Below are 19,838 nucleotides of genomic sequence, written 5' to 3' on the forward strand. Positions count from 1 at the left end.
TACGGTTTCGTCTCCCGATCAGGAGCGAGGTTTGGTGTATTCCGACTTCACTTCCATGATCCGCATCTTCGGGATCGGGCCGTAGCTGAGCGAGTCCGACATGTTCAGCTGCTTTGCTGCCGCCGCGGCGTGGACGTTGGCCTTGGCCGCCGCGGGATCACCCTCGAGTTCGTACAGGGTGACCGACGGGCCGCCGTCCGCGTCGGCGGGGGACAGTCGTGTGGCGCCGACGAATCCGTCGAGGCCCACCACTTCGGGGATGTGCACCTCGTCGTACCACCTGTTGAACTCCTCCAGCCGCTCGGGATGGGACGGGTACGACTCGACGAGCAGGTAGTGCTTCATTCGTGGTCCTGTCTGTGAGAAGGGTTGGTGTACGGGAGTTTCAGACCCGGACGACCCAGCCACCGTCGATGTTGAGGGTATGGCCGGTGACCCAGTCGCTGCCGGACGACACGAGGTACAGCAGACCGGGGATCAGTTCCTCGGGCTCACCGAAGGGGAACGGGATGGCGTGCTTGACCATCTCCTTGAGCTCGGGCGGCGACGCGATCGAACCGGCCTCGGTGTTGACCATGCCGGGAGCGATCGCGTTCACACGAATACCGAACGGCGCCAACTCGCGTGACAGCGAGACCGTCATGCTCACGAGACCGAGTTTGGTGATGCCGTAGGCCTGCGCGGCCATGAACGCGCCGCTCGAGGACTGATTGACGATCTTGCCGTAGCCGCGCTCCTTCATGTACGGCACCACGGCGCGGGTGCACAGGAGCGGGCCGGTCAGGTTGACGGCGAGGGTGCGGTTCCACAGGTCGAGTTCCATCGTCGTGAGGGATCCTTCGCCGACGACCTCGGCCATCAGTCCCGCATTGTTGACCAGGATGTCGACCGATCCGAAGTGCTCGGCGGCGGTCGCGGCCATCTCGGCCGTGCCGGCCTCGTCGCGGACGTCGACTCCGACGGCCAGGACACGGTGACCGTCCGCCGCGAGTTCGTCCGCCGCGGCCTGAGCGGATGCGAGGTTGACGTCCGCGAGGACGACTGCCGCTCCGGCCTCGGCGAGGCCGCAGGAGTAGGCCCGGCCGATCCCGCCGCCGGCACCGGTGACGATGGCGACCTTGCCGCTCAACTGGGGAGTGTCTGTCATCGTGTTCCTTCTCGATCGGAATGTGCTGGTTACTTCCGTGCCGTCACCGGCGCTGCGATTCCCTGCTCGTCGACGATCTTCTGGATCCGGGCGAGGTCTCGTCGAGTCCGTCGCCGAGGCCGATCCGTGTTCCTTGTGCACATTTTGATGATCTTCTTTCCAAGAATGCTGTTCCGGTTTGTGAGAACAGTAATGTCGCAGGTATCGAACCCGCAAGGGGCGGGATCGAAGGAGCGAAGTTGTGAGGTCGGTGTAGCTATGAGGGCATGGCAATTCGAAGGGTCCGGACGGCCGATCGCGTTGAACGAGGTGCCGGAACCGGAACCCGGGCCGGGTGAGGTGGTGATCGACGTCGCGGCGGCCGGACTGTGCCACAGCGACCTGATGTACATGGAGGTCGGAGAGTCGACCATGCCGTTCCTCCCCATGACGCAGGGGCACGAGAACGCCGGCGTCGTCAGCGCGTTGGGTGACGGTGTGGAGGGCTGGAAGATCGGTGACGTCGTCGGCGTCTGTACCTCGGGGGTGCGGCCACCGCTCGGCATGTTCGCCCACGGTGGGTTCGCCGACAAGCTTGTCGCCGATGCCCGAGATCTCGCCCGGGTGCCCGACGGGCTGGATCTGTCGCTGGCCGCCCTCGCGACCGATGCGGGAATGACCTCATACCACGCCATGATCAAAGCCGGTCGTGCCTCGGCGGGGGTGAAGGTCGGCGTGATCGGATACGGCGGTCTGGGGCAGATCGGTACCCGCGCGGCTGTGCTGGCCGGCGCCGAGGTGCACGTGGCGGAGACGAAGGAGGCGGTCTGGGATCTCGCCCGGCAGGCCGGTGCGACGGATGTCGTGCGGGACGCAGCCGAATGGGCGGGTCGGGGATTCGACCTGGTGGTCGACTATGCGGGATTCGACACCACACAGAAGGCGATCGACGCCATCGCCAGGGGCGGCACCGTGGTGCAGGTCGGTCTGGGACTCCCGACGTTCACCGTCAGGACCCCGACGATCCTCGGCAAGACGCTCGTGGGTTCACTCGGAGGGACCGTCGAGGACATCGAGGAGGTGTACGAACTGTTCGTGAAACGCGAGATCGAACCCGCATACACCGAGATCGGCTTCGAGGAGATCGGTGCCGGGCTGGAACGTCTCCGGCGCAACGAGGTGACCGGACGGCTCGTCGCGCGCTTCGGCCGCTGAGCCGTCGGGTCGGGTTCGCGCACTCGGAAACATGAAGGGAGGCCCGGCGCCGGGCCTCCCTTCATGCGGGACCTCATCCCCTCGCGGACACGAGGCTCTCCGAGCGTTGCACCGTGCCGGAGATTCCATTCGCATCCTGCTGCGCGAGCAGCACTGCGGCGGCGCCCATCGTCTCCGGCGGTTCGACCATCTCGGGTGGGATCTCGCGTCCGCCGCCGCCGGCGGTCCACCCTTCGGTAAGGACGACGCGCGACGGCGCGAGGCAGTTGACCGCGATGTTGTCGGATCTCAGGTCGGCGGCGAGCCCGACATAGAGCCGTTCGACCGCGGCCTTGGAGACCCAGTAGGCGTTCGAACCGCGATCCGTCATCCCCACGCCACTGGTGGTCACCGCGATCAGCGACCCGCCGCCGCGCTCGCGGATGTGCGGGATCGCCGCCTTGGTCACGGTGAACACGCCCGTGAGATTGACGTCGAGGCAGAGCTGCCAGCGTTTCACAGGGGTCGTCTCGATCGGTCCCATCCACAGCACCCCGGCGTTCGCGACGAGGATGTCGAGTCCGCCGAATTCGGCGACCGTCGCTGCGATCGCGGCGTCGACGGACTGCTCGTCCGTGACATCGCACGGCACCGCGAGTGCCCGTCCACCGGCACCGGTGATCCGCTCGGCGACCGAACCGATGGTGCCGGGCAGCTTGCCTTCCTGCTCCGATCGCGCTGCGACCGCCACCGCGGCCCCCGCCTCGGCAAGGGCGACGGCGATCGCCGCGCCGATGCCACGACTGGCACCGGCGACGAACGCGACCTTTCCGGCGAGTGGCTTCACTTCGGCGGGAACCTCAGCGCGCCGTCGAGACGGATGACCTCACCGTTGAGGTAGTCGTTCTCGACGATGGAGGCGACGAGCGTCGCGTACTCGGCGGGACGGCCCATGCGCTTGGGATGAGGGACCTGCGGACCCCAGTACGCCTCGAGCTGATCGCCGGCCTTGCCGTAGGCCGGAGTGAGGATGGTGCCCGGGGCGATGGTGTTGACGCGGATACCGAGCGGCGACAGGTCGCGCGCCGCGACGAGCGTCATGCCGATCACGCCACCCTTGGCAGCGGAGTAGGGGAGCTGCCCGATCTGGCCCTCGTAGCCGGCGATGGAGGCGGTGTTGACGATGACGCCGCGCGAGCCCTCGTCGTCGAAGGGGTCCTGCTTGGCGATCGCGGCAGCGGCCAGACGCATGACGTTGAAGGTCGACGTCAGGTACGACTCGATGGTCTTGGTGAAGGCCTCGAGCGCCATCGGGCTGCCGTCCTTGCCCACGAGGCGTCCGCCCCCCGCCGGACCGCCATGGCAGTCCACGGAGATGCGCAGCGGTGCGAGCGATTCCGCTTCGGCGATCGCGGCCGAGACGGACTCCTCACTGCCGGCGTCGGTGCGCACGTACCGCACACCGAGTTCCTCCTCGAGTTCCTTGCCCTTGTCGTCGTTGACGTCGGCGACGACGACCTTCGCCCCTGCCTCGTGGAGACGCCGGACGGTGGCCTGTCCGAGGCCACCCGTGCCGCCGACGACGATCGCGGAGCTTCCTGCTACCTGCATGCTGCCTCCTTCGAAACTCGAGCTCTTGAAAGTAAAGCTCTCTGTCTGTGAGAATAATGTTCTCATGAACCTAAGCATGATTCTAGAAATGGCCGCAAGCACCGGCGAGCGAGCAGTTGCGACCGTCGGGAACCGGACCCTCACCGCTGCCGGTCTCGACGCCCTCGCACGTCGTGCCGCCGCGCAGTTCCGGGATCATCCGGCGGTGCTCTACCTGGGGTCCAACCATCTCGCGTATCCGGTGGCGCTGTTCGGTTCGGCGCTGGCCGGGGTTCCCTTCGTGCCGCTCAACTATCGCCTCGGCGACCAGCAGTTGAACGCGCTGAAGGCCAAGCACCCCGGCGCCCTCGTGCTCGAACAGGAGGACCTCGACGCCCTCGTCGACGACTCCTATGCCACGGGCGATCCCGAACCGCCACTCGAACCGCAATGGGACGGCGACACGGTCGCCGCGATCATCTACACGAGTGGCACCACCTCGGATCCGAAGCCCGCGATCCTCCGGCACCGGCACCTGCTCGCCTACGTGCTCAACACGATGGAGTTCGGTTCGGCCGCCGAGACCGACGCCTCGCTCGTGTCGGTCCCGCCGTACCACATCGCCGGTCTGACCAACCTGCTGTCGAACTTCTACACCGGTCGCCGGGTGGTGTACCTGCCTGCCTTCGACCCTCAGGTGTGGCTCGAGACGGTACGGCGCGAACGCGTCACCCACGCGATGCTCGTCCCGACGATGCTCGCCCGCATCGTGACCGCCCTCGGCGACGACACGGCCGACACGCCGACGCTGGCGAGTCTCGCCTACGGCGGGTCGCGCACGCCCCGCCCGGTCCTCGAGCATGCGCTGCGGGCCTTCCCCGACACCGGTTTCGTCAACGCCTACGGTCTCACCGAAACCGCGTCGTCGGTCGCGGTTCTCGGGCCCGACGACCACCGCACGGCCTTCACCTCCGACGATCCCGACGTCCGCGACCGCCTCGGTTCGGTGGGCCGGCCGCTCCCCGGGATCGAGATCGAGATCCGTTCCGGGGAGGGCGAACCCGTCCCGGTCGGCGAGACCGGCCTGATCTTCGTCCGCGGCGAACAGATTTCGGGCGAATACGGCAACCGCAGCGTCCTCGACGCCGAAGGATGGTTCTCCACCCGCGATCTCGGCCGGCTCGACGTCGACGGATATCTGTACGTCGAGGGCCGCTCCGACGACACGATCATCCGCGGCGGCGAGAACATCGCCCCCGCCGAGATCGAGGACGTCCTGCTCTCCCATCCGGGCATCGTCGAGGCCGCCGTCATCGGTGTGTCCGATGCCGAGTGGGGACAGCGCATCGTCGCCGTCCTCGTCGGCGACGGTGATCCGGACGAGATCCGCCGGTGGGTCAAGGAACGCCTACGTTCCTCGAAGACCCCCGACAACATCGTCTTCCGGGACGAACTCCCCAAGACCGAGACCGGAAAGCTCTTGCGTCGCACCCTTCTCGCCGAACTGGAGGCCACCCATGCCTGATGCCGTGATCGTTTCCGCCCTGCGCACCCCGATCGGCACCGCCGTCAAGGGCACGCTGCGCGACACCGATGCCTTCGCCCTCGCGGAGCACATCGTCTCCGCGACCGCCGAGGACCTCGACCCGAGCCTCATCGACGACGTGATCCTCGGTGAGGGCCTGTACGGCGGCGGTGTGATCGCCCGGCACGCGGCCCTCACCGCCGGCCTGACCCACGTGCCCGGTCTCGCGCAGAACCGGCACTGCGCGGCGAGCCTGTCGACCGTGCAGTCCGCTGCCGCGAGCATCCGCTCGGGCATGGACCGCATCGTGATCGCGGGTGGCGTGAACTCCGCCTCCACCTCGCCGCGGTCGCTCATCCGGAAGGGTGAGGAGTGGGTGCCGTGGATGTCGCCCAGCCACCCCGACAGCCCCGAGGCCCCCAACCGCGACATGTCCATCACCGTCGGCTGGAATGCCGCGGTGAAGGCCGGTGTCAGCCGCGAGGAGATGGACGCGTGGGCGCTGCGTTCGCACCAGGTCGCGATCCGGGCCATCGACGAGGGCCGCTTCAAGGAGGAGATCGTCCCGATCGACACCCCGCACGGCCTGTTCGACACCGATGAGCATCCGCGCCGGGAGACGAGCCTCGAGAAGCTCGCGTCCCTGAAGGTGCTGCATCCGGAAATCGAGGGCTTCAGCATCACCGCCGGTAATGCCTGCGGAGGCAACGACGCTGCGGCCGCACTGGCCATCGCCAGCAGTGATCTCGGTCTGCCCGCGCTCGGCAGGGTCCTGTCGTGGGCATCGGTGGGCGTCGACCCGGCCATCACCGGACTCGCGCCGGTCGAGGCGATCCCGAAGGCGCTCCGCCGTGCCGGACTCACCTTCTGCGATGTCGACCTGTTCGAGATCAACGAGGCGTTCGCCGCGCAGTGCGTCGCGTGCATCAAGCTGCTCGACATCGACCCCGAGAAGGTCAACGTCAGCGGCAGCGGTTGCTCGCTCGGCCATCCGGTCGCCGCGACCGGCGCCCGCATGCTCGTCACTCTCACTCACGAACTGCGCCGCCGCGGCGGTGGCATCGGTGTCGCGTCGATGTGCGCGGGTGGTGGCATGGGTTCGGCCGTCGTGATCGAGGTGCCGGCACCGTGAACCGGGATACGCCGTGAACATCGGTGAACTGATCGACGCGGCACGCGGGGGCTCCCCGCGTGCCGCGGGTCGATTGCTGACTCTCGTCGAGGGGCCGCGCCGGAACGAGGTGCTCGCGCTGCTCGAACCTGCCCGCGCGCGCGTCGTCGGATTCACCGGCCCACCCGGCGCCGGCAAGTCCACCACCGTCGGGGCGCTCACCACCGCCTACCGCGAACGGGGACTGCGGGTCGCGGTGCTGGCCGTCGACCCGTCGTCGCCCTACAGCGGAGGTGCGTTGCTCGGCGACCGCATCCGCATGGCCGCGCATGTCGGGGACTCGGGCGTGTTCGTCCGTTCGGTGGCATCCCGCGGACATCTCGGCGGACTCGCGGCCGCCGTCCCGGCGTCGATACGGCTGCTCGCGGCACTCGGCTACGACGTGATCCTGCTCGAATCCGTGGGTGTGGGGCAGTCGGAGATCGAGATCGCCTCGGTCGCCGAACCCACCGTCGTCATCCTCAATCCCGGTGGGGGAGACGCCGTCCAGGCCGCCAAGGCCGGACTGCTCGAGGTCGCCGACCTCATCGTCGTCAACAAGGCCGATCGCGAGGGCGCCGATCAGACCGTGCGCGATCTCCGTGGAGACGTGAAGGTCCCGATCCTCAAGCTCGTCGCGGCGACCGGCCAGGGCGTCGACGACCTCGTCGACGCGATCGAGGCGCATCAACGGGCCGACACGGCCGAGCGTCGCGCTGCGAGGGCCCGCAGCCAGATCCTGTCGCTGGCACACACCCTCCTGCGCGATCACTCGGAGCTGGATGCGCTTGCAGAGGCAGTCGCGGAGGGTCGCGACGATCCGTATTCGGCGGCCGCGCGCCTCGTCGAGGGTGTGTGCGTATCCGCGCAGTCGTGATGTTCGCGCGGTGAAACGGGGTTCGCTACCGCTGTAACCGGCGCCTATCCCGTTTCACCGCGTCAACGTTCGTCGTCTCAGGCCAGAACCGGGACGACGAGCGGGAGTTCGACGGTCGTCCGGATCCCAGGCTGCGCCGCGCACACCGCCGCGATCGAGTTCACCGCACGATTGGCGGTGTACGACGGCGAGATCTCGCTCATTCGCTCGAGCGGGATGGGGAAACGCATGTCGATGTCGAGGGGTGCGTCGCCGTCGACGGTGATGTGCCATCCGGTGGCATGCAGATCCCAGTCGGCATCGAGTTGATCGGTGCAGTACCAGGTGGGCCGGAACCGCATCAATTCCCGGCCGTCGCGGATACCGGAGACCGTGATGCGTTGCGCGGCCACCGTTCCTGCTTCGATCGTGCCGGCGGCGATGGTGACCGTGGACCGTGCCGTGGCGAGTTCGCCCGTGGTGTGGATGGTGTCGAGGGTCAGGCCGAGTGCGTCGGCGAGGGCGGCCAGCGACGGTCCGAAGTTCGATTCCACGTGGGCGAGCCGGGCGTCCGCGAACTCGCCGGCATCACCGCCGAATCCCATGACGTCGAACAGGATTCCGGGCGAGTTCCGCTGGGAGAGATCGGCGTACTCGTCGATCGCGAGATGGTCCAGTCTCCGCTGGATGGATGTGAGCACGAGCGGAACGGCCTCGGTGACGAAACCGGGGCTGCTGCCGGTGCTGTGGATCGACGTACCGCCGAGTGCGCACGCGGCCGCCACGGCCTCGCGCACCACCGGATCCATACCCGCCGGTCGGTGGAACTCACCGCGGGTGGTGACGATATCGGTGCCGGAGGCGAGAATTCGGCACACTTCGTCGAGATCGAACAGCAGTGGCATGTACAGCACGCAGTCCGCCCCGAGTTCGATGATCTCGTCGGCGTTGCTGGTGGCGCGCACACCGATCGGGTCGCGTCCGCACAGCTCGCCCGCGTCGCGGCCGGCCTTGTCGTCGCTGTGCACGTACACGCCGACGAGTTCGAGCGAGGGATGATCGATCACCGCGCGCAGGGCGCGAGTGCCGATCGTCCCGGTCGCCCACTGCACCACCCGCAGAGGGCGAGGCGTCGAGATGTCGACGACGGCGTTGTCGGGGGCGGACTGTCGTTGCATGACACCTCGATCTCGATCGGTGGTCGTGGGAGAAGAACCGTCAGGGCAGGCGCAGCAGGGCTTCCTGAGCGAAAGAGGCGACGAGAGAACCCTTCTCGGTGAGCAGGTCGCCGCGGCCGAAGCACCGTCCGTGGGCCACGAGGGGGCTGTGCTGACGCAGCAGCAGCCAGTCGTCGCTGCGGAACGGGCGGTGGAACCACAGGTTGTGCGAGGTGACCGCCGATGTGAACGCCGTTCCGTTGCCGGTGTGGTCGAAGCCGTCAACGGCGAGCAGTGCGGTGCCGATCAGGTTGAGGTCGGTGGCGTAGGCGGCGAGCGCCGGCGGATACGTCTCGTCGACTCGGGGGGTGCGCATCCACATCTCGAACTCGGGGGTCGAGACCCCGCGGTCCTCGAGATCGGTCGTCGTACGGGTCTCCCACGGGATCAACGAGAACTCGGTGCGCGTGCTCTCGTCGAACACCGGCGGCACGGATGCCACGGTCTGGACCTCGGGGCCGTCCTCACCGACGTGGAGGGACACCGACGCGGTGGCGAGCACGCCCTTCGATTGACGGGCGACCGCTGTCAGCGTGGCGAAGGTCCGGCCCTCGTGCAGGCGGGTGGTCTCGTAGCGGACGGGCTCGTCGGCGCGTCCTTCGCGAGCGAAGACGGTGTGCAGGGACTTGATGCTCTTCTCGGGGCAGGTCAGCTCGGCGGCGCGCACGAACTGGCCGAGCAGCTGACCGCCGAAGAGCCGGTGGTATTCGAGGTGCTGATTGCTGCCCTCGAACACCACCGACTCGGGGTGCTCCTCGTCCCGAGGGGACGAGCGCAGGTCGAGACAGGCGAGGAGGTCGTTCCACAACTCGGTCACGAACCGAGTGTAAGTGAACTACTCCGATTTGAGAATGGGGTTCTCTCTACGAGGCGGCGAATCCCTGCGAGCAGAAGTTCCAGACCTCGTCGGACGTGATGGGGCGGTTCGTGTTGTCGTCCCCTCCGCTGGACTGAGCGATGAACATCACGGTCTGCATCGTCATGGCAGCCATCCGCTTCGGGTTCAATCCCTCGCGCAGGCTGCCTTCGGCATCGACCTTCTCCATCAGCTCCGTGAACAGCGCGAGCATGGGCGCGTGCGCGACCTTCACCTCTGCGGGGTGGGTGAGCAGCAGCTGGGGAGCGAAGTCGGTGAACAGCGGTCGCTGGGCCGTGGGATCGGGCCGGGACGACTCGAACAGCAACTCCACCGCGACGCGCAGCTGATCGAGAGGAGCCTTCTCGCCGGCGGCAGCGGCGCGGATCTGGTCGGCGGAGCGGCTCAGGGCGTCCTCGAAGAGGGCGAGCAGCAACTCGTGCTTACCGTCGAACTGCAGGTAGAAGCTGCGAAGCGACTGCTTGGAGCGGTCGACGACCTCCTGGACGGTGAAGTCGGTGCTGCCCTTTTCCGTGATGATCGCCTGCGCGGCGTCGAGGAAGCGCTGGACGCGCTGCTCGGCGCGCAGTTTGGCGGTCCGGATGGAGCGCTCGACTGCGCGTTGCTTCCAGGCTGGTTCTTCGCTGGGGCCCGTCACTGCCGGAATCGCCCTGTGTCGCGTGGGGTGGACATAGGGGCACTGTACCGGAGGGTAGGGACGCATTGCGGGACTGTCCTTCCATTTCCCGCACCGATTCGAGACTATTACTATCTTGAAAAGAGAATGTTATTCTCATCGAGTACCCCAGGCTCAGCGCCAGGAAGGAGGCAAGTCGGAATGCTTTTCGAGTTCGACTCCGATCAGCAGTTGTGGCAGAAGACCGTCCGGGAAGTGACGGCGAAGGAATGCCCGTCGACACTCGTCCGCACTGTCGTCGACAACGGAGCCGATCCGGCACCGTTGTGGAAGACGTATGTGGGCCTGGGCTGGACGGAACTGGTCGAGTCCGAGGCTGCGGTGGAGCTCGCGATCGTCCTGGAGGAACTCGGCCGGGCAACCGACCCCACCCCTTTCCTCGCCACCACCACACAGTTCGCCCCGCTCGTCGCCGGCCGGACCCGACCCGATCGTGCGGGCGCAGCCGTGTACGAGGGCATCTCCGCTGTGCGTGACGCCGACGGCTGGCTGCTCCGCGGCACAGCGCACCGGGTGCTCGACGGCGACCGCGCCGACGACATCGCCGTCGTCACCGAGGCCGGTGTGTTCACCGTTCGGGCCGATCAGGTGTCGGCCCACCGCACGTCCGCCTTCGACCCGGTCCTGCACCTGGCCGACATCGTGTTCGACGACGTGCGGGTCGATGCGGACCCGGACACCGACGTCGATGTGGAGAAGGCGCGGCACGTCGCTCTTGCCGGTCTCGCCGTCACCATGGTCGGCGCCTGCCGTCGCATCGTGGATCTCGCGCTCGACCACGTGCGCAACCGGCAGCAGTTCGGTGTGCCGATCGGATCGTTCCAGGCCGTCAAACATCGCGCCGCCGACATGCATGTCGCCGTCGAACGCGCCCGCGCACTCGCGTATTTCGCAGCACTGACGATCGCAGAGGACGACCCGCGCCGTCGCCTCGCCGCCTCCATGGCCAAAGCCGCTGCAGGAGAATGCCAGTCGACGGTCTTCCGTAGCGGTCTGCAGTTGTTCGGCGCTATGGGCTTCACCTGGGAGAACGACCTGCAATTCGCGCTCAAGCGTGCCCGGGCGGGGGAGCACATGCTCGGCTCCGCCGCGGACCACCGCGCACTGATCGCCGAGGAGTACCGTGCAACTCTCGTTTGATTCCGACGTCGAAGAGTTCCGCGCCGAGTTCGTGGCCTTCCTCGACGAGCATCTGCCCGATCCGTCCGAGGCCACCGTCCGCGCCCGATCGAGCGCCGACGTCCCCGAATGGGCACGCCGTTGGCAGCGAGTCCAGTTCGACCATGGTTGGCTGCTGCCCGGCAATCCGCCCGAATTCGGCGGCCGCAACGCGACGATCCTCCAGCAGTACGTCCACCTCGAGGAACTGTCGAAGCGGCGGATCTACCACAGCTTCAACCCGCAGGGCCTCGGCATCATCGCAGCCTCGCTGCTGTCCTTCGGCACGGAGGAGCAGAAGCAGCGCTGGGCGGTGCCCATACTCCGTGCAGAGATCACCGCAGCCCTCGGAATGAGCGAGCCCGGCGCGGGATCCGACCTCGCCTCCTTGCGGACCCGGGCGGTCCTCGACGGCGACCACTTCGTCGTCAACGGTCAGAAGGTGTGGACTTCCGGCGCCCACGACGCCGATGTACTGCTGACCTTCGTCCGCACCGATCCGGATGCACCGAAGCACAAGGGGATCAGTGTCCTGCTCATCCCCACCGACCTGCCCGGCGTCGTCCGCAGGCCGTTTCCGTCGGTCGCCGACGGCGACGACCGCGATTTCAACGAGGTGTTCTTCACCGACGTTCGTGTGCCCGCCGGGAACCTCATCGGCGAGTTGAACGGCGGCTGGTCGGTCGCGAACGGTTCGCTCGGGCACGAACGCACCCTGCTGTGGCTCAGTTTCGCCGACAGGCTGCAGGATCTCGTCGAGGACTTCCGACCCCGCACGGTGCTCGACCGCGATCGCTACGCCACCCTCGTGATGGATCACCAGGCGCTCAAGTTGCTCGGTTCGGCCGCGCTCGTCCGCGAATCTCGCGGAGCGCAGGATGTCCCGGCTCTGTCGGTGCTCAAGCTCCTCGGTTCCGAAGCGGTCCAGTCCGCCGCCGAACACGCCCTCGACGCGGCCGGGCCGGACGGTCTCGTCCATCCCGCGTCGACGTCGGCATACGTGCCGTGGAATCTCGACAACTTCTCGTCGAGCTGGTTCGAGAGGTTCGTGCGGAGCTTCGCCGGCACCATCGCGGGTGGCACGTCGGAGATCCAGCGCAACATCATCGCCGAACGCGTGCTGGGGCTGCCCCGTGGCTGAAAGCTACATCCTCTACGACGTCGCCGACCGGATCGCGACGATCACGCTGAACCGTCCCGAGGTGGCCAACGCCCAGAATGGTTCTCTGCTCGACGAACTCGACGCCGCGTGGACCAGGGCGGGCGACGATCCGGAGGTCTCCGTGATCGTGCTCCGCGCCGAGGGCAAGCACTTCTCGGCCGGGCACGACCTCCGCAGCGGGGAGCCGGTTCCCGACAAGATCACCCTCGAGATGATCTACCGCAACGAGTCCCGCCGCTATCTCGAGTATTCGCTGAGGTGGCGCAATATCCCGAAGCCGTCCATCGCCGCGGTGCAGGGCAGGTGCATCTCCGGTGGACTCCTGCTGTGCTGGCCGTGCGATCTCATCGTCGCGGCCGACGACGCATCGTTCTCCGACCCCGTGGTCCTCATGGGCATCGGTGGGGTCGAATACCACGGTCACACCTGGGAACTCGGACCGCGTAAGGCCAAGGAGATCCTTTTCACCGGCCGGCCGGTCACTGCGGAGGAGGCCGAGAAGACGGGCATGGTGAACCGTGTCGTGCCGCGCGCCGATCTCGACACCGAAGTGCGGGCACTGGCCGAGCAGATCGCGACGATGCATCCGTTCGGGCTGCGGCAGGCCAAGCGGGCGGTCAACCAGACCCTCGACGTGCAGGGCTTCTACGCCGCGATCCAGTCGGTCTTCGACATTCATCAGACGGGCCACGGAAACGCCCTGAGCGACAGCGGGTGGCCGGTGCTGATGAATCTCGACGAGATGAAGGACAACATCCGCTAGCACGCAAGGGAATCCGCTACCGTTCTCGCTTTCCGCCGCGGCGATTGCGGTCGCGGATGACGAATCTGTCCGCGGATGGACAGCGCACGACGTGTGGGTCCGACCCCGGCTGACGGGGCCGGACCCACACCTATGTCTCAGACCTTGCGGGTGACGCCGCCGTCGACGCGGATGATCGCTCCCGTGGTGAAACTCGAGGCGTCGCTGGCCAGATGGAGTGCGAGCGGCGCGACCTCCTCCGGCCGGCCCATGCGTCGCAGCGGAACGAAGGACGCCTCTTCGTCTTCCGGCGGAGCCCACGCCTTCGACAGGTCGGTGCGGAACGGGCCCGGAAGGATCGAATTGACACGCACTTTCGGTGCGTAGGCCTCGGCCAGCCCGACAGTGAGGGCGTTCAGGCCTGCTTTCGCGCATGCATAGGGGAGTTCGCGCACACTCGCCGTCAGCGACCCTGCGGTACCGATGTTGACGATCGACCCTCCGTCGTTCTCCGCCATGTACTTGCCGGCGCGGACCGCGAGCCGGAACGGGCCTTTGAGATTCACTCCGAAGGTCTTGTCGTACAGCTCTTCGGTGATGGTTTCGAGATCCTGGTAGAGCGGTGACATTCCGGCATTGTTGACGAGGATGTCGAAGCGGCCGAAGTGGTCGAGTGTCGTGTCGACGAGTGCATTGCAGTCGTCCCATTGCCCGACGTGACAGGCGACGGGCAGCACCGTGCTGCCGGTCGATGCCTCGATCTCCTTCGCGGCGAGTTCGCACGCATCGAACTTGCGGGAGGCGACGACGACGTCGGCGCCGTGTTCGGCGAGGATCTGGGCGATGGCGCGGCCGATGCCGCGTGAACCACCTGTGACGACAGCGGTTTTCCCGCTCAGATCGTGAAGAGAGTCAAGTTGTCCCATATACGGATCATGCACCAGAACAGGGGGTCTTGGAAAGGTGGTTCTCTTCTGAAAGAATGAAATTCCGGACGAAGTCGAAGGAGCCTCATGACGCCCGACGAGCTGTGCGACAAGTACGCCATCACCGAACTCCTCTACCGCTATGCGACGGCGGTGGACACCAAGGACTGGAGGAAGATGACATCGGTCTTCACCGAGGATGCCCATCTCGATTACAGCTCGGTGGGGTATCCGCCGGGACCGAGGGACGACGTGCTCACACAGCTGCAGAAGGCTCTGTCGTACCTGCCGATGTCGCAGCATTTCATCACCAACATCGAGGTGGACCTCGACGGCGACCGGGCGACGGTGCGGGCGATGTTCTACAACCCGATGCAACTCCCCGGTGTCGACGGCCTGACCTATTGCGGGGGCAACTATCACCACGAGGTCGTGCGCACCTCGGAGGGGTGGAAGAGTTGTCGCCTCGTCGAGGAGAGCCTGTGGTTCTCCAACCACCCCGACCCGGCGAAGAACGGGTCCCACTGATTGCCGATCGCAGGTCCGGGTAACCGACCGGCATGGACCAGTCGGAAGCTCCGTTGCTCGACGCTCTCGAGCAGTACCACCGGCTCGATCGCTACGGCTTCTCCCCGCCGGGACACCGGCAGGGCCGTGGCGTCGACGAACGTGTCGCGAAGGTGCTCGGACGAGATCCGTTTCGCGCGGATGTCCTCGCCTCGGGCGGCCTCGACGACCGGCTCTCGCGCAACGGATATCTGAGCAGAGCCGAAGAACTCATGGCCGACGCGGTCGGGGCCGAGCAGGCCTTCTTCTCGACCTGCGGAAGCTCCCTGTCGGTCAAGGCCGCCATGATGGCGGTTGCCGGCAACGATCCGGGCGGCCTGCTGCTCGGCCGCGACTCGCACAAGTCGATCGTCGCGGGACTGATCTTCAGCGGCGTCACTCCGCGCTGGATCACACCGCAGTGGGACGAGGAGATGCACTTCTCCCATCCGCCGTCGCCACAGCAGGTCCGCGAGATGTGGGACGAGTATCCCGACGCAGCAGGAGCGCTGATCGTCAGTCCCAGCCCGTACGGGACGTGTGCCGACATCGCGGGTATTGCCGACGTCTGCCACGAACGCGGAAAGCCGCTCATCGTCGACGAGGCGTGGGGTGCACACCTGCCGTTTCACGACGACCTGCCGACCTGGGCGATGGACGCCGGAGCCGATATCTGTGTGGTCAGTGTGCACAAGATGGGCGCCGGTTTCGAGCAGGGCTCGGTGTATCACGTCCAGGGCGACCTCGTCGACGCCGCGCACCTGTCGGCCTGCGCCGACCTGCTCATGACCACCAGTCCGAATGTGCTGATCTACTCGGCGATCGACGGATGGCGGCGGCAGATGGTCGAGCGCGGCACAGAACTGCTCGGCGCGGCCCTCGATCTGGCGCGGACCACGAGGGACCGCATCGACCGGATCGAGGGGATCGCGGTGCTCGACGAACGCCTGCTCGGCGACGAGGCCTCCCACGACCTGGACCGCCTGCAGATCCTCATGGACCTCGACGAACTCGGGGTCTCCGGATACCAGTGCGCCGACTGGTTGCGCGAGCACTGTCACGTCGATGTCGGCATGACCGACCACCGCAGAATCCTCGCCACGATGTCGATGGCAGACAATGAGGACACCGCCGACCGGCTCGTCGAATCGCTCGAGGCACTGTCTCGGGTGGCAGAGTCCTTCGATCCGCCTCCGAGGATCGACCTGCCGAGCCCGGACGAACTGCAGCTCGAATCGGTGATGTCCCCGCGCGATGCCTTCTTCGGCCGGACCGAGATGGTCGCTGCCGACCGTGCTGCCGGTCGTGTCGCGGCGGAACAGCTCACGCCGTACCCGCCGGGTATCCCCGCGGTCGTGCCGGGGGAGCGACTCGACCAGGCGGTCGTCGACTATCTCCGCAGCGGTGTGGGCGCCGGGATGAACGTGCCCGACGCGACCGACAGTGCCCTCGACGAGTTCCGGGTGGTCGTCGAGGGCTGACGTCGGACCGGACCAGGCGTCAGAGGTGGACCAGGCGCGGAGCCGAGCCCTCGGACCGGATGATCGCGCCGGCCTCGCGGGTCAGTTCGCGTGAACTGCCGAGCAGGCCGTCGAGCACCAGCGCGCGCTTGATATGCCGATGCAGGTCGTGCTCGGCGGTGAAACCGATCCCACCGAGGACCTGCTGGCAGTGCCGTGCGGCAATGATCGCCGCACGGCCGGCGGCGGCCTTCGCCAGCAGGGAACCGAGCTCGTCGGTGGCTGCACGTAGGGTGGCTTCTGCTCCCTCGACGGCGACGTATGTCTCGGCGAGCCGGTGCCGCACGGCTTGGAACCCGGCGATCGGCTTGCCGAACTGGGTGCGGTCGAGAGCGTGTGTGCGGGCCAGATCGAGCATCGCCCGGCTCGTTCCGACCAGCCACCAGCCGAGTGCGCGACGCGCCGCGGCGACCGGCACGGGATCACCCGAACGGGCTGTCGCGATCGGCAGTTCGGCGTCGAGGGCGGTGGTGCCCCGGTCCTCGCGCGCCCATTCGATCCACCGTCCACCGGTGTAGGGGAGCGGGACGACCCCACCGGCTGCGCGACCCGCATCGACGAGCACGACGTCGTTGATCACCGGAGCATGAGCGCCGGTCTCGCCGAGCAACCGGAACACCATGGGGATGGTGTCCTCGGGCATCTCGGTGAGCATGTCGTGCCAGCCCAGGTCGATCAGGGCCGTGTCGAGAGCGGCACCGGTTGTGCTCTCCATGGTCTTGCGCAGTGCGTCCTCGAGCAGGCCGAGATCCGAATCCGGCGCCGATGCAGTGCTGTAGGTCGTCACTCCGCCCCCAGATCGAGAAGTCGGCGCGCGACGATGTTGCGTTGGATCTCGGCCGTGCCGCCGTAGATCGTCGCCGCACGGGAATACAGGAATTCGGTCCGCCATTCGACGTCGGACAGTTCGAGCACGCCGGGCAGCAGATCTCGGGCGGTGTCGAACAACTGCTGTTCGGCGGTCGCGAGGAGGATCTTGTCGACCGACGTCTCGGGACCGAGCGGTGCGCCCGACGCGAGTCGCTGCTGGGTCGCGAGCGACCGGCACCGCACGGTGTGCAGTGCGAGGTAGGCCGCACCGAGTTCGTCGTCGGCCGCCGAATCCGTCTCGTCCACAAGTCGATCCAGCCGCGTGAACAGATAGGCGATGCGGTGCCAGAAGCACGTCGATCGTTCGTGCGGCAGCAGATCCATCGCGAGCTTCCAGCCGTCACCGGGATTGCCCAGCATCCGGTCGGCCGGAACGACCACGTCGTCGAAGTACACCTCGGCGAACTCGTCGACGCCGTGCATCGTGCGCAGCGGTCGGACGGTGATGCCCGGGGTGTCCATGTCGACGAAGAAGGCGGTGATGCCCTTGTGTCCCGGTGCCGTTCGGGTGAGCAGCACGCAGCGGGAGGCGAACTGCGCGAGCGACGTCCAGACCTTCTGCCCGTTGATCACCCAGTCGTCGCCGCGCTGTTCGGCCCGGGTGGACAGCGACGCGAGGTCGCTGCCCGATCCGGGCTCCGAGAAGCCCTGGCACCACTGTTCTTCGCCGCGCAACAGTTTCGGCACCATCTCCGCCGCGAGCTCGGGTCGCGCGTAGGAGATCATGGTGGGTGCCAGTACCTCGATCATCGAATAGATGCCCGGTTCTGCGAGATCGCGCGTCGCGACCTCTTCGCCGAGCACGGCACGCAGGACGGCGTCGCCGCCGAGCCCGCCGACCTCCTCGGGCCAGCCGTAGCGCATCCAGCCCGCGTCGAAGAGTTCCCGTCGCACGCGAGCGAGTTGTTCGACCTGGGCGTCGAACGAGTGATCCGGGCCGGGGGTCAGATCGTTCTCGTCGAGCCAGGCGCGGACGGCGGTCCTGAACTCGGTGATGTTCATGCCGGTTCGAAGGCGTGGGGGATGCCGGAGTCGTGGGTTCCGCTGCGGCGGATGAAGGTCATTGCGCGGGTGCGCAGACGCCAGCCGTCGGCCGTGCGGACGTAGGTGTCGTTGTAGTAGCCGATCCGCATGTCGTGGGTGGAATGCTCGACGAAGCACAACGGCTGGGTGCCGGTCGCGGTATCGCCGTCGATGTCGATGAGGGCCGTGCCCGTCATGAACAGGCCCTTCGGTGCGGCCGCGACGAGCTCGGGGAACCGGTCGAGCGGGAATGCGTCGCCGAATGCGCTGTAGGTGCCGTCGGGGGTGAACACCGAGACGACGCCCTCGACGTCGTTCTTCGTCATGTTCACTGCGTAGCGGGCGAGCAGCTGGTTGATCTCGACGAGATCGTCGGTGATCGAACGGTCAGTTGTGGACATAGACCTTTCCGCCTTTCATCACGAACCGCACGTTCTGGGTGACGGTGATGTCTTCGGTGGGATCGCCGGGGACGGCGATGATGTCGGCGAGCAGACCTTCGGCGAGGCGACCGCGGTCGTCGACGCCGATGAGTTCTGCCGCATTGATGGTCGCGGCCTGGATCACCGCGAGATGAGGAAGTCCGCGATCGACGAGTGCGACGATCTCGTCGGCGTTCTTGCCGTGGGGGATGGCCGGTGCGTCGGTGCCGACCGCGATCTTCACGCCGGCCTTGTATGCCGCGAGAACGGAGGTGCGGGCCTTCGGGAACATTTCGGCGGCCTTGGCCTGGAGTTCCGGCGGCGCGTGGGAGGTGTCCATGGCGTCGGCGAGGCGGGTGGTGGGCACCAGCCACGTACCGCGCTCGACCATCAGGTCGATCGCGTCGTCGTCGATGAGGAACCCGTGTTCGATGCAGTCGATTCCGGCTTCGACCGCGTGCCGCACGGCCTCGGCGCCGTGCGTGTGCGAGGCGACCTTCATACCGCGGCGGTGTGCCTCGTCGACGATCGCGCGCAATTCCTCGTCGGAGTAGTGCTGTGCTCCTGCGGACCCGGTCATCGACATGACGCCACCCGAGACGCACACCTTGATCAGCTGGGCGCCGTGCTTGATCTGGTAGCGCACCGCCTTGCGGACTTCGTCCACTCCGTTGGCGATGCCTTCCTCGATCGTCAGGTCGAGGATTCCGGGGGCGAACGCCGCGAACATCGTCGGATCGAGATGGCCGCCGGTGGGGGTGATGGCGTGGCCGGCAGGGACGATTCGTGGACCGTCCACCCAGCCCTTGTCGATGGCCTTTCCGAGGGCCACGTCGAGGAGGTATCCGCCGGTCTTGACGAACAGGCCGAGATTGCGGACGGTCGTGAAGCCCGCGCGCAGGGTGCGGCGGGCATTTCCGACGGCGCGCAGCATGCGCAGGGGCGGGTCGTCCTGGACCGTCGAGTAGACGGGTTTCTCGCCCCGCCCGCCCATCAGGAGGTTGACCTCCATGTCCATCAGGCCGGGCATGAGAATGAGATCGCCGAGGTCGATGACGTCACCTTCAGGTGTTCCGCCCACTCCGACGATGCGCTCGCCGTCGACGCGGATGATTCCCGGACGGACGATCTCGCCCGTGTCGACGTCGAGCAGTCCGGCTGCCTTCAGAGTCAGCATCGCTCGTCCTTTCATCGGAGAGCGACACATTGCGAGAATGTCACTCTCTATCTTGATTATGAGGTTTTCATACAACCCGGA

At 67.0% G+C, this 19,838-nt stretch carries 21 protein-coding genes; 9 read left to right on the forward strand and 12 right to left on the reverse strand.

The genetic code is table 11. The features are described 5' to 3' along the window. Positions 1–18: 18 nt before the first annotated feature. Both GON09_RS20575 and GON09_RS20580 read right to left on the reverse strand, forming a co-directional pair. Positions 19–345: a DUF4286 family protein gene (locus GON09_RS20575; protein WP_213933449.1), complete on the reverse strand. Its 327-nt coding sequence runs from the start codon at positions 343–345 to the stop codon at positions 19–21. Positions 346–385: 40 nt separating this feature from the next. Beyond that, positions 386–1,147, reverse strand: a complete 762-nt coding sequence (locus GON09_RS20580; RefSeq protein WP_213933450.1) for an SDR family oxidoreductase — start codon at positions 1,145–1,147, stop codon at positions 386–388. A gap of 258 nt (positions 1,148–1,405) precedes the next feature. On the opposite strand from GON09_RS20580, the gene GON09_RS20585 reads away from it, so the two are divergent. Continuing rightward, a complete protein-coding gene (locus GON09_RS20585) occupies positions 1,406–2,341 on the forward strand; it encodes a zinc-binding dehydrogenase (RefSeq protein WP_213933451.1) in 936 nt (311 codons plus the stop codon). Positions 2,342–2,414: 73 nt separating this feature from the next. Here GON09_RS20585 and GON09_RS20590 read toward each other — a convergent pair whose 3' ends face one another. Both GON09_RS20590 and GON09_RS20595 read right to left on the reverse strand, forming a co-directional pair. Beyond that, the gene (locus GON09_RS20590; RefSeq protein ID WP_213933452.1) at positions 2,415–3,167 is read right to left on the reverse strand and encodes an SDR family NAD(P)-dependent oxidoreductase; all 753 of its coding nucleotides are present in this window, start codon (positions 3,165–3,167) and stop codon (positions 2,415–2,417) included. Further along, the gene (locus tag GON09_RS20595) at positions 3,164–3,931 is read right to left on the reverse strand and encodes an SDR family NAD(P)-dependent oxidoreductase (protein WP_213933453.1); all 768 of its coding nucleotides are present in this window, start codon (positions 3,929–3,931) and stop codon (positions 3,164–3,166) included. The genes GON09_RS20590 and GON09_RS20595 overlap by 4 nt, the downstream gene beginning before the upstream one ends. A 64-nt stretch (positions 3,932–3,995) precedes the next feature. Here GON09_RS20595 and GON09_RS20600 point away from each other — a divergent pair, with 64 nt between their 5' ends. The 3 genes from GON09_RS20600 to meaB are packed head-to-tail and all read left to right on the forward strand — an operon-like array spanning position 3,996 to position 7,462. Next, a complete protein-coding gene (locus GON09_RS20600; protein WP_213933454.1) occupies positions 3,996–5,435 on the forward strand; it encodes a class I adenylate-forming enzyme family protein in 1,440 nt (479 codons plus the stop codon). Continuing rightward, positions 5,428–6,567 (forward strand): thiolase family protein, encoded by a 1,140-nt coding sequence (locus GON09_RS20605; protein WP_213933455.1) that lies wholly within the window; start codon positions 5,428–5,430, stop codon positions 6,565–6,567. Before GON09_RS20600 ends, GON09_RS20605 begins: the two co-directional genes overlap by 8 nt. 13 nt (positions 6,568–6,580) lie before the next feature. Beyond that, the gene (meaB, locus tag GON09_RS20610) at positions 6,581–7,462 is read left to right on the forward strand and encodes a methylmalonyl Co-A mutase-associated GTPase MeaB (RefSeq protein WP_213933456.1); all 882 of its coding nucleotides are present in this window, start codon (positions 6,581–6,583) and stop codon (positions 7,460–7,462) included. 77 nt (positions 7,463–7,539) lie between these two features. On the opposite strand, the gene GON09_RS20615 is transcribed toward meaB, so the two are convergent. Genes GON09_RS20615 through GON09_RS20625 form a run of 3 tightly spaced genes read right to left on the reverse strand, consistent with a single transcriptional unit; the run spans position 7,540 to position 10,172 of the window. Continuing rightward, a complete protein-coding gene (locus GON09_RS20615) occupies positions 7,540–8,619 on the reverse strand; it encodes an NAD(P)H-dependent amine dehydrogenase family protein (RefSeq protein ID WP_213933457.1) in 1,080 nt (359 codons plus the stop codon). 40 nt (positions 8,620–8,659) lie between these two features. After that, on the reverse strand, positions 8,660–9,475 hold the full coding sequence (locus GON09_RS20620) for an acyl-CoA thioesterase (RefSeq protein ID WP_213933458.1): 816 nt from the start codon (positions 9,473–9,475) through the stop codon (positions 8,660–8,662). 46 nt (positions 9,476–9,521) lie between these two features. Further along, on the reverse strand, positions 9,522–10,172 hold the full coding sequence (locus GON09_RS20625; protein ID WP_213933459.1) for a TetR/AcrR family transcriptional regulator: 651 nt from the start codon (positions 10,170–10,172) through the stop codon (positions 9,522–9,524). Positions 10,173–10,352: 180 nt separating this feature from the next. Between GON09_RS20625 and GON09_RS20630 the strand changes: the two genes are divergently transcribed. From GON09_RS20630 to GON09_RS20640, 3 genes are read left to right on the forward strand one after another with little or no spacing between them, the layout of a single operon-like run. After that, complete coding sequence (locus GON09_RS20630; protein ID WP_213933460.1) at positions 10,353–11,351, forward strand: acyl-CoA dehydrogenase family protein; 999 nt, start codon at positions 10,353–10,355, stop codon at positions 11,349–11,351. Then, positions 11,335–12,510: an acyl-CoA dehydrogenase family protein gene (locus GON09_RS20635; RefSeq protein ID WP_213933461.1), complete on the forward strand. Its 1,176-nt coding sequence runs from the start codon at positions 11,335–11,337 to the stop codon at positions 12,508–12,510. Before GON09_RS20630 ends, GON09_RS20635 begins: the two co-directional genes overlap by 17 nt. Next, on the forward strand, positions 12,503–13,294 hold the full coding sequence (locus GON09_RS20640; RefSeq protein WP_213933462.1) for an enoyl-CoA hydratase: 792 nt from the start codon (positions 12,503–12,505) through the stop codon (positions 13,292–13,294). The genes GON09_RS20635 and GON09_RS20640 overlap by 8 nt, the downstream gene beginning before the upstream one ends. A 137-nt stretch (positions 13,295–13,431) precedes the next feature. Here the strand turns inward: GON09_RS20640 and GON09_RS20645 are convergent, their stop codons facing one another. After that, positions 13,432–14,199, reverse strand: a complete 768-nt coding sequence (locus GON09_RS20645; protein WP_213933464.1) for an SDR family NAD(P)-dependent oxidoreductase — start codon at positions 14,197–14,199, stop codon at positions 13,432–13,434. 87 nt (positions 14,200–14,286) lie between these two features. Here GON09_RS20645 and GON09_RS20650 point away from each other — a divergent pair, with 87 nt between their 5' ends. Together GON09_RS20650 and GON09_RS20655 are read left to right on the forward strand one after the other, a co-directional pair. Further along, positions 14,287–14,727 (forward strand): nuclear transport factor 2 family protein, encoded by a 441-nt coding sequence (locus GON09_RS20650; protein ID WP_213933466.1) that lies wholly within the window; start codon positions 14,287–14,289, stop codon positions 14,725–14,727. 32 nt (positions 14,728–14,759) lie between these two features. Next, positions 14,760–16,226, forward strand: a complete 1,467-nt coding sequence (locus GON09_RS20655; RefSeq protein WP_213933467.1) for an aminotransferase class I/II-fold pyridoxal phosphate-dependent enzyme — start codon at positions 14,760–14,762, stop codon at positions 16,224–16,226. A 19-nt stretch (positions 16,227–16,245) separates the two neighbouring features. Here GON09_RS20655 and GON09_RS20660 read toward each other — a convergent pair whose 3' ends face one another. The 4 genes from GON09_RS20660 to GON09_RS20675 all read right to left on the reverse strand — a co-directional run bounded on the left by GON09_RS20660 (position 16,246) and on the right by GON09_RS20675 (position 19,757). Further along, complete coding sequence (locus tag GON09_RS20660) at positions 16,246–16,980, reverse strand: acyl-CoA dehydrogenase family protein (RefSeq protein WP_244866838.1); 735 nt, start codon at positions 16,978–16,980, stop codon at positions 16,246–16,248. Between the two features lie 68 nt (positions 16,981–17,048). Next, positions 17,049–18,137: an acyl-CoA dehydrogenase family protein gene (locus GON09_RS20665; RefSeq protein ID WP_213933469.1), complete on the reverse strand. Its 1,089-nt coding sequence runs from the start codon at positions 18,135–18,137 to the stop codon at positions 17,049–17,051. Beyond that, positions 18,134–18,559, reverse strand: a complete 426-nt coding sequence (locus tag GON09_RS20670) for a nuclear transport factor 2 family protein (RefSeq protein ID WP_060650211.1) — start codon at positions 18,557–18,559, stop codon at positions 18,134–18,136. The genes GON09_RS20665 and GON09_RS20670 overlap by 4 nt, the downstream gene beginning before the upstream one ends. Further along, positions 18,546–19,757, reverse strand: coding sequence for a metal-dependent hydrolase family protein (locus tag GON09_RS20675; protein WP_213933470.1), 1,212 nt, complete (start codon positions 19,755–19,757; stop codon positions 18,546–18,548). Before GON09_RS20675 ends, GON09_RS20670 begins: the two co-directional genes overlap by 14 nt. Positions 19,758–19,838 lie beyond the last annotated feature (81 nt).

Origin of the sequence: Rhodococcus sp. B50 (genome assembly GCF_013602415.1) — a bacterium.
In the GTDB taxonomy this organism is placed as follows: Bacteria; Actinomycetota; Actinomycetes; order Mycobacteriales; family Mycobacteriaceae; genus Rhodococcus.

Coding starts and splice junctions, on each gene's coding strand:
- GON09_RS20575 (WP_213933449.1), bottom strand. CDS start 345: ATGAAGCACTACCTGCTCGTCGAGTCGTACCCGTCCCATCCCGAGCGG.
- GON09_RS20645 (WP_213933464.1), bottom strand. CDS start 14,199: ATGGGACAACTTGACTCTCTTCACGATCTGAGCGGGAAAACCGCTGTC.
- GON09_RS20595 (WP_213933453.1), bottom strand. CDS start 3,931: ATGCAGGTAGCAGGAAGCTCCGCGATCGTCGTCGGCGGCACGGGTGGC.
- GON09_RS20580 (WP_213933450.1), bottom strand. CDS start 1,147: ATGACAGACACTCCCCAGTTGAGCGGCAAGGTCGCCATCGTCACCGGT.
- GON09_RS20600 (WP_213933454.1), top strand. CDS start 3,996: ATGAACCTAAGCATGATTCTAGAAATGGCCGCAAGCACCGGCGAGCGA.
- GON09_RS20630 (WP_213933460.1), top strand. CDS start 10,353: ATGCTTTTCGAGTTCGACTCCGATCAGCAGTTGTGGCAGAAGACCGTC.
- GON09_RS20650 (WP_213933466.1), top strand. CDS start 14,287: ATGACGCCCGACGAGCTGTGCGACAAGTACGCCATCACCGAACTCCTC.
- GON09_RS20655 (WP_213933467.1), top strand. CDS start 14,760: ATGGACCAGTCGGAAGCTCCGTTGCTCGACGCTCTCGAGCAGTACCAC.
- GON09_RS20660 (WP_244866838.1), bottom strand. CDS start 16,980: ATGGAGAGCACAACCGGTGCCGCTCTCGACACGGCCCTGATCGACCTG.
- GON09_RS20605 (WP_213933455.1), top strand. CDS start 5,428: ATGCCTGATGCCGTGATCGTTTCCGCCCTGCGCACCCCGATCGGCACC.
- GON09_RS20670 (WP_060650211.1), bottom strand. CDS start 18,559: ATGTCCACAACTGACCGTTCGATCACCGACGATCTCGTCGAGATCAAC.
- GON09_RS20585 (WP_213933451.1), top strand. CDS start 1,406: ATGAGGGCATGGCAATTCGAAGGGTCCGGACGGCCGATCGCGTTGAAC.
- GON09_RS20665 (WP_213933469.1), bottom strand. CDS start 18,137: ATGAACATCACCGAGTTCAGGACCGCCGTCCGCGCCTGGCTCGACGAG.
- GON09_RS20615 (WP_213933457.1), bottom strand. CDS start 8,619: ATGCAACGACAGTCCGCCCCCGACAACGCCGTCGTCGACATCTCGACG.
- GON09_RS20675 (WP_213933470.1), bottom strand. CDS start 19,757: ATGCTGACTCTGAAGGCAGCCGGACTGCTCGACGTCGACACGGGCGAG.